Annotated in this window: 15 protein-coding genes and 1 tRNA gene; 10 read left to right on the top strand and 6 right to left on the bottom strand. The window is 39.0% G+C overall.

Annotated features, from left to right (window positions below):
- Positions 1 to 41: 41 nt before the first annotated feature.
- Entirely contained in the window at positions 42 to 1,907 is a 1,866-nt protein-coding gene (gene sppA / locus OIZ54_RS02300; protein WP_096739664.1) for a signal peptide peptidase SppA, read from the bottom strand.
- Positions 1,908 to 2,126: 219 nt separating this feature from the next.
- On the opposite strand from sppA, the gene OIZ54_RS02295 reads away from it, so the two are divergent.
- The 7 genes from OIZ54_RS02295 to OIZ54_RS02265 all read left to right on the top strand — a co-directional run bounded on the left by OIZ54_RS02295 (position 2,127) and on the right by OIZ54_RS02265 (position 7,585).
- On the top strand, positions 2,127 to 4,088 hold the full coding sequence (locus OIZ54_RS02295) for an FAD-dependent oxidoreductase (protein ID WP_064385464.1): 1,962 nt from the start codon (positions 2,127 to 2,129) through the stop codon (positions 4,086 to 4,088).
- Between the two features lie 90 nt (positions 4,089 to 4,178).
- Positions 4,179 to 4,862, top strand: coding sequence for a DoxX family protein (locus OIZ54_RS02290; RefSeq protein ID WP_264389585.1), 684 nt, complete (start codon positions 4,179 to 4,181; stop codon positions 4,860 to 4,862).
- A gap of 243 nt (positions 4,863 to 5,105) precedes the next feature.
- Positions 5,106 to 5,654 (top strand): NAD(P)H nitroreductase, encoded by a 549-nt coding sequence (locus OIZ54_RS02285; protein ID WP_004587853.1) that lies wholly within the window; start codon positions 5,106 to 5,108, stop codon positions 5,652 to 5,654.
- Between the two features lie 204 nt (positions 5,655 to 5,858).
- A complete protein-coding gene (locus OIZ54_RS02280) occupies positions 5,859 to 6,236 on the top strand; it encodes a hypothetical protein (protein ID WP_024034084.1) in 378 nt (125 codons plus the stop codon).
- Positions 6,237 to 6,364: 128 nt separating this feature from the next.
- Positions 6,365 to 6,455 (top strand) — tRNA-Ser (locus OIZ54_RS02275).
- A gap of 53 nt (positions 6,456 to 6,508) precedes the next feature.
- Positions 6,509 to 6,895: a hypothetical protein gene (locus OIZ54_RS02270; RefSeq protein WP_064385463.1), complete on the top strand. Its 387-nt coding sequence runs from the start codon at positions 6,509 to 6,511 to the stop codon at positions 6,893 to 6,895.
- 69 nt (positions 6,896 to 6,964) lie between these two features.
- A complete protein-coding gene (locus OIZ54_RS02265) occupies positions 6,965 to 7,585 on the top strand; it encodes an FKBP-type peptidyl-prolyl cis-trans isomerase (protein WP_004587856.1) in 621 nt (206 codons plus the stop codon).
- Positions 7,586 to 7,855: 270 nt separating this feature from the next.
- Here the strand turns inward: OIZ54_RS02265 and OIZ54_RS02260 are convergent, their stop codons facing one another.
- On the bottom strand, positions 7,856 to 10,237 hold the full coding sequence (locus OIZ54_RS02260) for a TonB-dependent receptor (RefSeq protein ID WP_264389584.1): 2,382 nt from the start codon (positions 10,235 to 10,237) through the stop codon (positions 7,856 to 7,858).
- A 124-nt stretch (positions 10,238 to 10,361) separates the two neighbouring features.
- Positions 10,362 to 10,751 carry a YkgJ family cysteine cluster protein gene (locus OIZ54_RS02255; protein WP_096041808.1) on the bottom strand — a complete coding sequence of 130 codons (390 nt, stop codon included), beginning with the start codon at positions 10,749 to 10,751 and terminating at the stop codon, positions 10,362 to 10,364.
- 233 nt (positions 10,752 to 10,984) lie between these two features.
- Between OIZ54_RS02255 and OIZ54_RS02250 the strand changes: the two genes are divergently transcribed.
- On the top strand, positions 10,985 to 11,413 hold the full coding sequence (locus OIZ54_RS02250) for a tetratricopeptide repeat protein (RefSeq protein ID WP_096041807.1): 429 nt from the start codon (positions 10,985 to 10,987) through the stop codon (positions 11,411 to 11,413).
- Positions 11,414 to 11,909: 496 nt separating this feature from the next.
- On the opposite strand, the gene OIZ54_RS02245 is transcribed toward OIZ54_RS02250, so the two are convergent.
- The 3 genes from OIZ54_RS02245 to OIZ54_RS02235 form a co-directional block, all read right to left on the bottom strand.
- Positions 11,910 to 12,080: a hypothetical protein gene (locus OIZ54_RS02245; RefSeq protein WP_264389583.1), complete on the bottom strand. Its 171-nt coding sequence runs from the start codon at positions 12,078 to 12,080 to the stop codon at positions 11,910 to 11,912.
- A gap of 254 nt (positions 12,081 to 12,334) precedes the next feature.
- Positions 12,335 to 12,535: a hypothetical protein gene (locus OIZ54_RS02240; RefSeq protein ID WP_248442468.1), complete on the bottom strand. Its 201-nt coding sequence runs from the start codon at positions 12,533 to 12,535 to the stop codon at positions 12,335 to 12,337.
- A gap of 561 nt (positions 12,536 to 13,096) precedes the next feature.
- Positions 13,097 to 13,522 carry a hypothetical protein gene (locus OIZ54_RS02235; RefSeq protein WP_371370186.1) on the bottom strand — a complete coding sequence of 142 codons (426 nt, stop codon included), beginning with the start codon at positions 13,520 to 13,522 and terminating at the stop codon, positions 13,097 to 13,099.
- Positions 13,523 to 13,865: 343 nt separating this feature from the next.
- On the opposite strand from OIZ54_RS02235, the gene OIZ54_RS02230 reads away from it, so the two are divergent.
- Together OIZ54_RS02230 and OIZ54_RS02225 are read left to right on the top strand one after the other, a co-directional pair.
- Entirely contained in the window at positions 13,866 to 14,339 is a 474-nt protein-coding gene (locus tag OIZ54_RS02230) for a hypothetical protein (RefSeq protein ID WP_096041805.1), read from the top strand.
- Between the two features lie 27 nt (positions 14,340 to 14,366).
- Entirely contained in the window at positions 14,367 to 14,969 is a 603-nt protein-coding gene (locus OIZ54_RS02225; protein WP_264389582.1) for a DUF1287 domain-containing protein, read from the top strand.
- The last annotated feature ends 2 nt before the right edge of the window (positions 14,970 to 14,971 follow it).

Raw genomic sequence — 14,971 nt, 5'->3', positions numbered from 1 at the left:
AGTTGTTTTAAATACAGCTGCTTGAGTAAATACGTGCACTTTTATTGTGCAACGCTACACTCTAAACAACGTGCGTATACACCTTGCGGATCGTTATAATCTTTTAGATCAGCTACTTCACTACTTAGGCGCTTTATCACCGTATTAATATTAGCTTGAGTGGCTAAAACAGAGGCTGTATTTGTATTTAAGCCAAGCATAGATTTAACGGATGCACTGCCAAAAATATCTTGCAGCATTTTTTCTTGTGGGCTTAGGTCTTGCTTAATTGTTTTCACTTCGTAGTGATTAAGTTTTGCAAGCGCCGCTGCGGCATCAATCGCATCTTGTTTATCACCAAGCTTATCAACTAGGCCAAGCTCTTGTGCTTGTGAAGCAATCCACACACGCCCTTGTGCAATTTTATCAACTTGCTCTGGTGTCATATTGCGCGCATCAGCAACCACATCTATAAAGCGGCTATAAGCTTCTTCAACACTCATTTGAATAACTTGCGCCATTTTTTCATTAAGCGGGCGAGTAATAGAAAATCCAGCCATTTCTGACGTTGCAACACCATCTGAGTACACACCAATTTCAGATAAAGTATCTTCAAAAGTCATAAATGTACCAAACACACCAATAGAGCCGGTGATGGTACTTGGTGCTGCCCAAATTTCGTTAGCTGCTGAGGCAATCCAATAACCGCCAGATGCGGCAACTGAGCTCATTGATGCGATTACAGGTTTGCCTGCGGCTTTAAGTGCTAATACTTCAGCACGAATAACCTCAGAGGCAAACATGCTGCCGCCACCTGAATCAATACGTAAAACAACCGCTTTTACTTTATCATCAAGGCGTGCTTTGCGAAGTAGTGCTGCGGTAGAATCGCCGCCAATTTCACCTGCTTTGCGCTCACCATCAACAATCGTACCTTTAGCAACAACTACGGCAACTTTTTCTGTAATTGGGTTATCAAATTCGATAGGGGGCTTAACTAAGCTTAAGTATTCACGAAAAGACACTTGCTTAAATGTTTTACCGTCTTCTTGTGCGCCAACTAAATCAATGAGTTGTTGGCGAATTTGCTGAGTTGTTTTAAGCGAGTCGACCCATTGATGGTCAAGTGCATATTTACCTGCATCGCCATTTGCCGCCTTCATTTTAGCAAGGTAAGCATCCATGGTTTCGTCAAAGTTAGATTCATCAAAAGGGCGTACCGCAGCAACATCTTGCTTATATTCGCTCCATAATGCACCAAGCCAAACGCGGTTTGCTTCTTTAGCAGCATCAGACATATCGTTACGAATGAACGGCTCTACCGCCGACTTAAACGTACCGACACGGAAAATATGCTGCGTTACTTTAAGTTTTTCTAGTGCTTCTTTAAAGTAAAGTGGATACATTCCATAGCCTTCAATGGCTACCGAACCATAAGGATGCATTGCAATTTCATCGGCATGCGATGCAATATAATATTGCGATTGAGTGTAATAGTAGCCCGATGCAATCACTTTTTTACCCGCTTGCTTAAAGGCATCTAACGATTTAGTAATACGCTTTAGCTTATTTAGGTGGGCTTTCGGCATTTCTTGCAAATCTAGTAAGATAACGCTGATGCGCTCGTCATTAGTGGCTTCATCAATCACTTTGACTACATCATCAAGTAAAATTTCACTAGGTGCTTCTGAATTAGACGTAGCATCGTTAATAGCTGCTTCGACAGGGTCTATATATGTTTTTTCTTCCACAATAGGCCCATTAAGATTAAGCCTAAGTACAGAGCCATCTTCTATTATTATTGTATCGTCATCGCTTGATAGCGACATAAAAAATACAACAACCAGTAATAAAAACAAAATGTTGAGTATTAAACGACGAGAAAAGTTTATTCCAGCCCAAATACCTCTAAATACCTTTGCTATCAAAATAGCTCCTTAATTTGGTACAGCTAATACATTAGTTCCATCTTAGCCTAGAATAAAAATAATTTTAACTGCTAAATCGTAACGAAGTGTTTATGAGGTTACATAAATATACGTTTTTAATAGTATTTTTAATTAAATGCAGGCACATATTGCTTATTACTTGCCATTAAAGCAGAATTAGCTAATGTATACAGGTTAGACCAGTTAACGGGGCACAGGATGTTAGAACAACAATTACAATTAAAACACACACAATTACGAAACCGCTTGGTAATGGGCTCAATGCATACAGGCCTTGAAGAGGGCTGGCACAACCGTAAAAGGTTAAGCGCTTTTTACGAGGCGCGCGCTAAAGGCGGCACGGCCATGATCATTACCGGGGGATACAGCCCTAACTTGCGCGGTAAATTAACGCCTATTTCTTCATCATTTAACAGTTATTATGATGTATTTAAACACCGTGCATACACAGGCGCCGTTCATAAACATGGCGGAAAAATATGTTTGCAGCTTTTACATGCTGGTCGATACGCTTATCATCCGTTTAACCAGGCCCCGAGCGCTATTCAAGCGCCTATAAATCCATACAAACCTAAACAAATGTCGTTAGGCTCGATTAAAAAAACCATTAAAGACTTTGCGAACTCTGCCTATATGGCAGAAAAAGCAGGTTACGATGGTGTTGAAGTAATGGGCTCTGAAGGTTACTTAATTAATGAATTTATGGCGCCACACACCAATAAGCGCGATGACGAATTTGGTGGCAGCCTAGAAAATAGAATGCGATTAGCGCTTGAAATAGTTAAAGCCGTTAGGGCTAAAGTATCTGATACGTTTTTAATTATTTTTAGATTATCTGTTATGGACCTAATCCCGAATGGCTCAACCCCTGATGAAGTCACTATTCAGGCAAAAGCACTTGAGCAAGCCGGTGTGGATATTTTTAATACTGGCATTGGGTGGCATGAAGCACGCGTGCCAACAATCGCCAGTATGGTGCCTCCTGGAGCATTTAAAGAAGCTTCAAAACGATTAAAGTCAGTGGTGAATGTACCTGTTATAGCTGTAAACCGTATTAATACGCCGGATATAGCCAACCAAATCCTTAATGATAATGAAGCCGATTTAATTTCAATGGCGCGCCCTTTATTGGCCGATCCGGAGTTTTTTAACAAATATCAAAATCAGCAAACTAAACAAATAAATATTTGTATTGGCTGTAACCAAGGCTGTTTAGACCACGTTTTTAAAAATAAACGTGCAACTTGTTTAGTTAATCCACAAGCCGCCTTTGAACTTGATTACCCGTTAGATAAAGCTTCTAAAGCTAAAAATGTATTAGTTGTTGGAGCGGGCCCTGCTGGGCTTTCGGCAAGTTGTTATTTGGCTGAAAAAGGGCACACAGTAACGCTTATCGATCAAAAAACACAAATGGGTGGCCAATTTAATCTAGCCATGCAAATTCCAGGTAAAGAAGACTTTAATCATACGCTTAGCTATTTTACTAATGAACTTGAAAGGCTCAACGTAAATGTAGAACTTGGTAAAGCCTACGATGATGCAATGTTACAAAAATACGATGACATCGTATTTGCCACAGGTGTACGCCCGCGTGAAGCTGCAATTGAATGCGCAGACTCTAAGCGTGTATTTGCTTATGATGAAGTTATACGCGGTGAGGTCGAACTGGGCAAATCAATAGCCATTTTAGGTGCCGGCGGTATTGGCTTTGATATGGTTGCTTTTTTAAGTGAGCACAAGTCGCAATCTATTCCTGAGTTTAAAAAGCAGTGGGGTATTGAGTGCGAGGCAGAGCCGCACAAAGATGAGCGACAATTATACATGCTAAAACGCAGTGCAGGGCGCTTTGGTAGCGGGCTTGGAAAAACCACAGGTTGGATACATCGTCAAGTTGCTAAGCAACATGGTGTTAAACAAATTGCTGATTGCCAGTACCACAGTTTTGATAAAAACGGCCTTACAGTTACTGTTGCTGGAGAAAAACAAGTACTGCCGGTTGATACGGTTATTGCGTGTATAGGGCAGGTTTCTAATAATGAAGTGCTTGAGCAACACCGTGACAATGCAAAGGTACATGTTATTGGTGGCGCTAAATTAGCAGCAGCAATTGATGCAAAGCGTGCAATTTTTGAAGCGCTTCAAGTGGCCAGAGCCATTTAACAGTGTTAATAAAATGAAATAATTTACAGTACCCTCAGGTCTTGTGTGTATAGAGTCCATAACTTAATACACTGACAAAGCAGGCCACACATGAGTAAATTATTTCGTTTGTATAATAAAATCATGGGTAATCTATCGTATGCCGACGGATTACCTGCGTTACTTTTTCGCTTAATTTTAGCCCCCGTAATGATTATTGCGGGCTTTAATAAATTAGCCCTAAGTGGAGAAACTGACGGCTTTTTTAGCTATTTTCTTGCTGATGCAAGCGTTGTGCAATGGTTTGGCAATAGTGGATGGGGTTTAGGCTTACCATTTCCAGACTTACTTGCCTTTTTAGCAGGCTGGAGTGAATTTTTAGGTGGGTGGTTTTTACTCTTTGGGCTATTTACCCGCTTAGTAAGCATTCCGCTGATGTTTACAATGGTTGTAGCAGCAACAACAGTACATTGGCATAATGGTTGGTTTGCTATAGCGCCATCAAACCCTACAACCAGTTCAGCTCAAGTACTTGATTGGTTATCAATTCCAGGGGCTAAAGAAAGCCTTGAAAACTCACTAGAAGTACAAGAACGTATAGGTAAAATTAGGGGCATAGTTGAAGAGCACGGATTTACTGATTACTTATATGAAAAAGGTAAACCTTCCATAATAAATAACGGTATTGAATTTTCTGCTATTTATTTTGCCATGTTACTTAGCTTGTTTTTTGTAGGTGGCGGTCGCTTTGTTAGTGTTGATTATTGGCTCAGGCGTGCAGTAGTAAAAGAGTAGCAAACAAATTGGTTTAAAAAGGGCGTATAAATATTTTTTATACGCCCTTTTTGTTTGTAACGTGTGTTAAACGCATAGCGCCTCTATCGGATTTATACAGTGGTACATGAATATTGTTTACGCAGTAATGGCGCTTTTATACGAGAGAAGTAAGTAGGGTTTTAATAAAATTGATAATTAAGCAGAGTTTATTTTTTAAAGGCATAAATGGTACTCTAACGTTTTGAATTATGAGAGTACGCTATGGATGCTATTGAGCTTTTACTAACCCGCCAATCTGACGCTAAATTAACCGCCCCAGGGCCAAATTCAGAGCAGCTCGATATTATAAAGCAAGCCGCGTTACGGGTGCCTGATCACGGATGCATTGCGCCTTGGCAGTTTATTGTCGTTCAAGGTGATGCCCGCCATAAATTAGGTGAGATATACCATCAAAGCGCCGTTGCTGAGCAGCAAGAAGAAAAAGTGATTAAACGCGCAAAAGAGCTTGTGCTGCGCGCACCGATGATCATTATTGCTATTGCTAAGTATCAAGCCCATCCAAAAGTGCCGCGTATTGAGCAAGTACAAAGCGCCGGTTGCAGTGTACTTGCCATGCAACAAGCCGCATTTGCACAAGGTTTAGGTGGTGTATGGCGTACAGGGTATTTTGCACAGAGCACAGCGGTAAAAAATGCCCTTAATTTAGATGAACAAGATGAAATTGTTGGGTATTTATATTTAGGCACCCCAGAGATTGAGTGCAAAAAGGCAGCTAAGCATAAACCAGATGATTACTTCACTTATTTATAATAAATAATGAACTATTGCAGTTCTGCGCAGTCATAAAGCATTAAGGTTGCTGCTGTTAGGCTCGTCCTTTTTTGATTTAGCTGTGAGAAGTGCACGGAAGCAATATAGGTTAACTTTTTCTTCTTCAGTTTGTTTTTTAATCGGTTGTTTTTTGTTAAAGTATGGAAAGTCTTAATAAAAATAACGATAAAGAAGACGAAAACGATGGGAAATTTATTTTTACAAGAAAAAGAGAATTGGCTGGCATGGTCAATTTGGGGAATAGTGGGTGCTTTTATTACACTTTATGTGGCAATGAGCACGAATACTGCACATTTTATAGCTGGCTCTGCTATGGGAATGCTTGTTTTATTAACCTGGTGGATGCAGCAGTCTAAAAGGTTTGATTTTGGTCGGGCCTTTAAAATTTGTTTTTATGTGTTATTGCTTAGTGTATTACCTGCATTTTTATTTGTGGTAGTACCAAGTGATGATTTAAACCGTTTTGATTTAATATTTCAAAGCGTTACATTTTTAGCACTCAGTTTATTACTGTGCTTAATTTGTTCGTGGATTGCACGCAGACCAAAGCAATATTATTAATAGGGTAACGCGCAACCTAGGTTTTTAGCTATTTGTGGTGGTTTTTTGAACCAAATGCTGTTTTTAGCTAATTATTTACATTTAGGTCTTTACAAGTTGCTCAATACCCCCTATTATTCGCGCCGTACGGAGAGATGGCAGAGTGGTCGAATGCACCGGTCTTGAAAACCGGCATAGGTTTGTAGCCTATCTAGGGTTCAAATCCCTATCTCTCCACCATTATTTAAAAAAACCGCCTTATGGGCGGTTTTTTGCTTTGTGGAGTTTAATAAATGTCAAAAGAAGCAAACCTTACAACATCGCAACGCTTAGTAAAGCATGTACTACTGTGGATTGTATTTGGCTACTGTTATCAAAGCGCGATTAATTTATTAATAAAAATGGCAGCAGATGCACAACCAGACGCAACGTTTATCACCGCCTTTGTGTATGGTATTGGCTTTAACGTATTAACTGCGCATCTTATTACTAAATACGATACGCATTGGCCTGTCATTGGCGCAGCTTTTATTGCTTTAGTTGGTTTAGTATTAGTGCCATTGGTGCTGTTTGGCAGTGGCGGTTTACTAGCGTGGCCATTGCTTGTTGGATTTTTATTCAGTTTACCCCTTTGTAGCTACATAGTTGGCAAAATTAAGGTAAAACACAGTAAAAACTAGCCCCAAACCGGTTTTATTTTATGTTAGCATGTACGCGTCTTTTAACTAACAAAACGTGAAAAACACATTATGTCAGATAATTTTACTACAGATGCTGAAAAAGCAAGTTACGGTATTGGCTTACAAATGGGTGAGCAACTTAAGTCTAACCCTTTTGAAGGCTTAAACCTAAATTCAGTATTTGAAGGCATGAAAGATGCGTACGCTGGTAGCGCTTTTCAAGTTGAGATCCCTGAGATCCAAGCTGCATTTGAAAAAATTAACGAAGAGATCCAAGCGCGTCGTGAAGAAGAAGCAAAAGTACTTTCTGCTGAAGGTATTGCATTCTTAGAAGAAAACGCTAAGCGTCCTGAAATCACTGTTACCGAGTCTGGTTTACAATACGAAGTACTAGCAACAGGCGAAGGCGAAAAGCCAACTGCTGAGTCTACAGTACGTGTTGATTACCACGGTACATTAATTAACGGTACAGTATTTGATAGCTCTTACGAGCGCGGTCAACCAGCTGAATTCCCAGTAGGTGGCGTGATCAAAGGTTGGACTGAAGCTTTACAAATGATGCCAGTAGGCACTAAATGGCGTATTTACGTTCCTCATGAGCTTGCTTATGGTGAACGTGGCGCAGGTGCTGCAATTGCACCTTTCTCAACGCTTGTATTCGACGTTGAGCTACACGAAATCCTTTCTTAATTTAGTTATTAAGTCAGTATTTAAAAAGCCGTGGTCTTGACCGCGGCTTTTTTGTGTCTTGTGGTTTTATACCAAGCTTTAAAAACGTTAATAATTTAGGCCTATCCGCATAATTAAGTGAGTTATTTTAGGGATAGATAAACGTGTTGCTACCTGCGCTACAAACGCTATTACAACAAGTAAATAACCTAGTTAATTAAATGAGTAGGCATAAAAAAACCGCATATAAAATGCGGCTTTAAAAGTAACTAAATAAATGCCAAAGCGTTATTAAAAATAACCTCTAATACCAAAGCGGAAGTTTCTACCTGGCAGTGGGGCTTTATCTTTTATAAACGAGCTGTGAACAAAGCCAAGTTCGTCTGTAATGTTATCTACATTTAAGTATAGCTGCGTATCTATAGCGCCTAAACTTAACTGATAATTAGCTTGAGCATCAACAATTGTGTAGCCATCGGTTTTAGTTTCATAGGCGCTAATATTATCTTGCTCAAAGTAGTGCGTACCTGTGAGTGTTAGTTGTAAATCGCCTACATTGTATTGTAATTCAGATCCTAATTTATTTGCTGGTATGCGCGGCAAGTTACCTTCGTCGTCTTTTAGCTTAGCGCGTGTTGAATCACCAAATACTTTAACCATGGCATTAGGGACAATTTGATAGTGTACATCAAATTCTACACCGTAGAGTTCAGCATCTTTGCTGGCAAATTGATATACGGCAACCGCATCATCATGAGCGCCAATTGCAGACTCTAAACCATCTTCTTCGTCGTAAACTAATCCAGTATTTTGTTGATAATAAAAGTTTTTAATATCGTTATAGAAAAAGTTAACTGTGTAACCAAAGTCACCGCTAAAACGTCTAAAGCTAAAATCTAAATTGGTCGATTTTTCTTGTTTAATGTCTTCTGGCTCAAAGTGAACCTCGTTATCTTCAATATGATAGCCAAGGCCTAGCTCGTAAGTACCTGTAGCAATGTGTAATCCGTTTGATAAAAGCTCAGCAGAAAGGGGCGCACGCTCAGAGTGAGATAAGCTAAGTGCTACGCTTTGCCCTGGTGTGTATTGCCAAATAGCACCGGCAGAGGCGCTTACATTAGTAAAGCTTTCACTGTATGCAATGCTTTCTTCTTCGCCTTCGTCATGATCTTCTTCTTCATCGTGATCATGTGCGTGCTCGCTTTCGGTAATTGTGCTTGTTATTTCGTAATCTTCAATACGCGCACCAAGCTCTAGTGTAACATCACCAAATTCACGTTCTTCAAGTAGATATAACGCATGTGTAGTGGTCACACTTGCAGGAGTAAATGCTTCTTCGCCAATTGCGTCGTAGTCCGATTCGCTATAATGATAGCCCATCATACCGTGCCACTGCGCTAACTTGTGCTCTACATTTAAGCGTGCTTCGGTTGTTTCATTTTTAAAGGTGGTGCCAATTTCACCGTCTTCAATTTCACTGTGTTTGTAATCAGTGTAGCCAACACGAAGATTAATATTTTCAATCCAGTTGTTATCGAGCGCATAGCTTATAAGGCCTTGCCAACGATCTTGCTCTAGATGTGCATAAACAGACTCTTCTTCCTCTTCATCTGCGTGCTCGTCGTGTTCTTCTTCGGTTTCACCTTCATGGTCATGATCATGATGCTCATGCCCAGGAATACCGTAATCGGTTTCAATGCTACCGTAAGAAAAGCCAACCGTTAAATGATCGCCCACATAACTCGTACCCACATTAAATGTGTCGCTATCAATAAAAGTGTTTTCTACAGAGTTATGAGTTTCAACATCACCATCTTCATCTGTAATGTTAAATGTAGGCGTTTCATAGTCATCGCCGCTGCGTTTAGTCCCATCAAAATGAAAGTTAAACCCGTCATTTCCTGTTTCTAGTTTTGCAGCCACGGTATTTGAGTTAGAAACCGTGTCATGGCTGTATTCAGCAGCACCGGTTAAATCATCTAAATTGCTCGTTGGAATACGGTTATCAACCACATTTACCACACCACCTATTGCGCCTGAGCCATAAAGTAGGGTGCTTGGTCCGCGCAATACTTCAATTTGTTCCGCTGCTAAGCTGTCGCTTGAGGTTGCATGGTCGGGGCCAATGCGCGATGCATCGCTGGCATCTAAACCGTTTTGGGTAATTTTAACGCGAGGGCCATCTAAACCACGGATAATAGGGCTTGATGATACCGGACCAAAGTAACTGGCATTAACACCTGGTAAGCCCTTTAGTGTTTCGCCAAGGGTCGCTTTTGATTTGTTTTTAAGCTCATCACCCGATAAAACGCTCACCGGCGAAATCATTTCTAAGCTATTTTTATGCAGTGCAGAGGCATATACAACGACGGTTTCTACCGAGGTAGGGGTAAGCGACACCGTTACATTGTTTGAGTTTTCATTTACCGCAATACGCGAGTCTATAAAGTTGTCTTTACTTACATGCAATTGACTTTGAGAGTCTACATCAATAGAAAATTCGCCCTGTACGTTGGTTTTTACACCTTGGTCTTTACCATGTACGTGTACAGCTGCGTTTTCAATAGGTTGGTTTTTATCGTCTGTTATTTTACCGGTAACGGTAGCAGCAAGTGCTGAATGAGAACATAAAACAGAAAAAACTGCAGAGGAAATTAATGTTAACTTTGTCATTATCTTAAAGGTTCGCGGTTACTATGTTGTGATATAATATAACACCGCATTTTTGACTTATCAACAATGTTATACTATAGCTTAATGTTTTTCGATGAATAACCACGCAAATAAGATAAGCTGATTAAGAGCGGCTATCAAGCATAATTATATTAAGCTTATGTTGTGCTCTAGTTTGGTTTTTTACATCGATAGGTTCTATCATTTCGCATTCATCACGTATCATTTCTGACACTAGGCTTGGATAATGGCGGCAATCTTCTGGCCTATCTAGGTAAATGCTGCAGGTATACATTGTTTTATGGGAGGGCTCTTTTTTGGGCGCTATTTCTAAAAAGGGGCAAGTGGAGAGTCGCAATTGTGTATTTGGATCAAACCAAATTTCATCATCTTTAACATATTGATAAATCTCTGGGTTAAACAGTGCCCACATTTCAATTTCTTGTAAGGTTGCACTTAAATCGCCCCCACCATATTTAATACAGCATTTACCGCATTGGTTGCACTCTTTCATTATTAGCCAGTATATTAGGTATCAATTAGTTTCTCAGTGTATCACTGTAACTAACGTGGATTACTTTTTTATATATAATTTTAAAACCACACTTTTAATTCCAACCCGCTATCTATTATTAATGTATTATTACACCTAAATAATTAGCCGTTCTAATAAGGTTAGGACGGCTCTAAATAGTAGTTTTGCTAAATTAAATAGTTAGTTTAGTGGCCAGTTAAGGATAGTTCCTGATGATGAACACCAAAGTATATAAAGCAGTACATGATTTAGCAGAGCAACTGATGGAAGCTGCAAGTAGAAACGACCGTAAAAGGTTTGAATTATTATTTTCTAGGCTCAAAGCTATTTGTGAAGAAAACGAGAATACTTCAAAAGATCACCCTGTACAGTGGGAAACCTTAGCTGACTTTACCGAAGAACTTGAAGAGGCAATTACCGCATATGAAAAAGCGCTACAGAAGTCGGTTGCAATCAATAATAAAGATCATATGTCGTCGGTTGCTTATTCAATGGCCACTCTACAAATAGAGCTTGGACAAACAAACGAAGCGATTAAAAGCCTAAAAAATGCCAAGGTTAGCGCTAATAAAATTGAAGATAAAGCGCTTAAAGCCGAAATACACGACCTACTAGAGTCACTTATTGAAGAAGAAGGCTAAATACATAACTTATCCATATTAAATGTGATTCTTGTGGATTTGGCTTAAGCTTAATAAAGCGCTGATGGTTTATACCCTCAGTGCTTTTTTATGTTCGCTATAAATACTAAACCAAAAGAAAAGGCTTACTATTGAGCTAGCTTATTCATAAAATCAACAATGTACTTTGCAATTTCTACTGGTTTTTCTTTAACACTAAAGTGTCCTGAATCGAGTAAATGTAGTTCAGCGTTCGGTACATCTTTTAAGTATGCTTTAGCGCCTGCGGCTATAAACGCAGGGTCGTTTTTACCTCATACAATTAACGTTGGGGGTTGGTAATTGCGTAAATAAGCTTGCCATTTTGGATAGTCGAGAAGGTTGTTGTAGTAATCTTGTAGCAATTGTACTTGAATTACTCTATCGGATTTGGTTTGTAAAAAGTGAAGAACGTGAGTCCAGCTATCTGGGCTCGTCACTTCTGGTTTACTTTGTACGTATCATAAATATTGCTTATTTATAATGGCTTTATTAGACGTGAATGAATAAATTTATCCCTCTGAGCTTGTGTTTTCTGCTCATTCGCGGTTTTAAAAAACGCTTGCCTCGGTAGGGTTAGCCCTTCTAAATACGCATTGCCATTTTGTACAATAAGTGCATCAAGTCTAATTGGGTTACTTAACAACATGCTAAAGCCCACAGGTGCTCCAAAGTCTTGTATATATAGGCCGTAGCGCCTTACTTTAAGCGTTGTTAGTAACTCTTCAAGTATTGAGCCAGAAAATCAAAAGTATATTTTTGAGTTTCTGGGTTTGAGCGTGCGTTATAACCAGAACCTAAATAATCAGGCGCTATTACGTGGTAGCGCCCAGACAAAGAGGAATTAGTTCACGGTAGCTATGTGACGATGATGGATAACCATGTAATAAAATAATAGTTTGTTTATGTTGTGTACCAGCTTCTCGATAGACGATTTTTTTTACCATTTACATTTGCATATTTGTAAGTGGTTTTTGAAGGCCATACAGCATCAGCGGCATACACTTTGGCGGTTAGTGTAGACATAGAAACTAGTAAAAACACAATGAATGAAATGATGTGAGCAGGTTTTATTTTAAAGTTTTTTTGTATATCTGGGTGCATAAGTAAACTCGTTATTTTTGGTAATGACGCTTTATTAATTTACCAGACCTGTTATTTACACAATTATATTCAGTTAATAGTGTTCACGTTATTATAACTAATAGGAATACAGTAATAGTATGTGTGATTTTAGAACGTACTATCAAGTATGCAGTAGGTTAGGGCGTCAGCTCTTTATTGGCAGCTTTTTTGCATTTGAAATAACTTATTAAATAAACCGCTATTGGAATAGTTGGGCTTAGTAAAACATGGGGGTTATAATAGACGTCTCGTTCGCCATAAAAACAAAAATATAATACTGCGGCGAGTATTGAGGGTAGGGGAAAGATGATTGCACCGTGCCCAAAAGCAGCAAAAATTGTCCACGAAAAAACACTAGGCCAAAGCACTGCTCTAATATAGGCTCCTTTATTTGTTGATTTCGCAGTTTTAGCGTAATTACGCGCAATAAAGTAAGATATTACTGTTGGAAATAAAATTAAAACGACGTTCAGTAGTATAAGCACAGTGATTCAATTCCTTTTGATATTATTTTTATAGTCAGTTTTTTACAACAAGACCTTAGTCAGATTTAGTTAACTCAGTTTTTAAAGCAGTGATTTGCTCAACCTCATCTGCTGTTAATGCTTGATATAACCTAGGATAAGACCAGCCATAGCCCCACCTAAACGTGGTTGGTATAAAAGGGCTTCCACCAATACGTACCCCAGCAAGCATGAGATTAGCTATATGTATCTCGCCTACATCAGCAACACACTGCTGTAATACTTTATCTGCTTTTAATCGTTCCTCGTACGTGCCACCTTGCCAATAGGCATAGTCATGCGCTGTGCAGCACGCTAACCAGAGCTTTTTATGCTGTATGGTCCCATCAGGGAATGAGCTACACCCATCTGATGTAAAGGGTTTTATATTTTCAGCATTAGCTGTACCAGAAAGTAAAATTAGTAAAAGGCTTGCACATAAACGCATTGTGTTAATACTCAAATTCACGTATGTAAGGTTAAATTTATACATAAGTGTTTTAGCTACGATTTTAGTTACAAATAATAACAGTTTTTTAAGTATAAAGAAGACGTCTAACTATCTAGGAACTGTTTATTTTCTATGTTGAAATTATTAGCATAGAGTTTGGTTTTAAGGTAAACCACGCCTATTTTATGTGCTTACTCCCTGTACATGGCAAATACGCGCTGTCTTTAAATTAAACCGAAGAGTGATTAACATTTTTAAATTTTAAAAAAGAGATTCGTTAATTTACTTTTGTTACAATTGAGTTGTTGGCTTACAACACTTATACAATGTTAAGTTAGTATTTTGGAGAAAGGACGTGCTCGAACAAATAGAACAATGGATTGATGCAACAAATATTAAATATAAAACCCAAAGAATTAGTTGTGAGAAATTTGCTAGTGAGTTTGCAGGGTTTTATCCTGTCGAATTTTTAAAAAATGCCTTTTACGTTATTGTCGATGAAATACCCAAACCTAACTTTCCTTTTTTGCGTGAAATGGGATTAGACGATTTTATTGACATGGATGCCGCAGGTACTACATACAAAAACACTTATTACATGCTTCCTTACGTAGCTGATAATTTAGCTGTACATTTTCATGAACTTGTTCACGTAGCCCAATGGAGTGAACTTGGCGCCGAGGCTTTTATGTTACGTTACTTAACCGAAATTCAGCAGGTTGGTTATGCAGCTGCGCCACTTGAAGTAATGGCGTATGGTCTTGATAAGCACTTTACAAATAATGGCAATAAAATAAACGTGCCTGAACACGTGGTTCAAGCGTTGTAGTTAATTAACATTTTCAAAGGATTGCATATGACACGCTTTACTATTTTTTTACTGAGCTTACTTAGTGTAAATGCCTATGCGGCATCGTTTGATGACGATATTGTGGCTTCATTACTTGAAAGAACAACACATAACGTTACCTACGATGGGTCTTATCGCTCTATTGGCTATCCTGGTGGTGATGTACCTGAGAATGTAGGTGTGTGCACCGATGTAATAATTAGAAGTTACAGAAAGTTAGGCATCGATTTACAGAAACTCGTGCATGAAGACATGCAAAATAACTTTACACTGTATCCATCTAAACGTATTTGGGGTTTAAATAAGCCCGATAAAAATATAGACCACCGCAGAGTGCCTAACTTACAAACCTACTTTAAAAGACAGGGTCGTGCGTTAGTATTATCTGATAGCCCTGAAGAGTATAAAACAGGTGATATAGTGACTTGGATGTTACCGGGTAACCTGCCACATATAGGGATGGTAGTTAATGAGCGTTCAGTACAAACTGGCAATCCATTAATTGTACATAACATTGGCCGCGGGGCAGAAAAAACCGATATGCTTTTTGATTATAAAATCACGGGGCACTACCGGTTTGAACCACAGCATTTGAATAAAACGCAGTAAAT

Origin of the sequence: Pseudoalteromonas sp. A3 (genome assembly GCF_025942345.1) — a bacterium.
Lineage (GTDB): Bacteria > Pseudomonadota > Gammaproteobacteria > Enterobacterales > Alteromonadaceae > Pseudoalteromonas > Pseudoalteromonas atlantica.
This window is presented reverse-complemented; position numbering and strand designations above follow the sequence as displayed.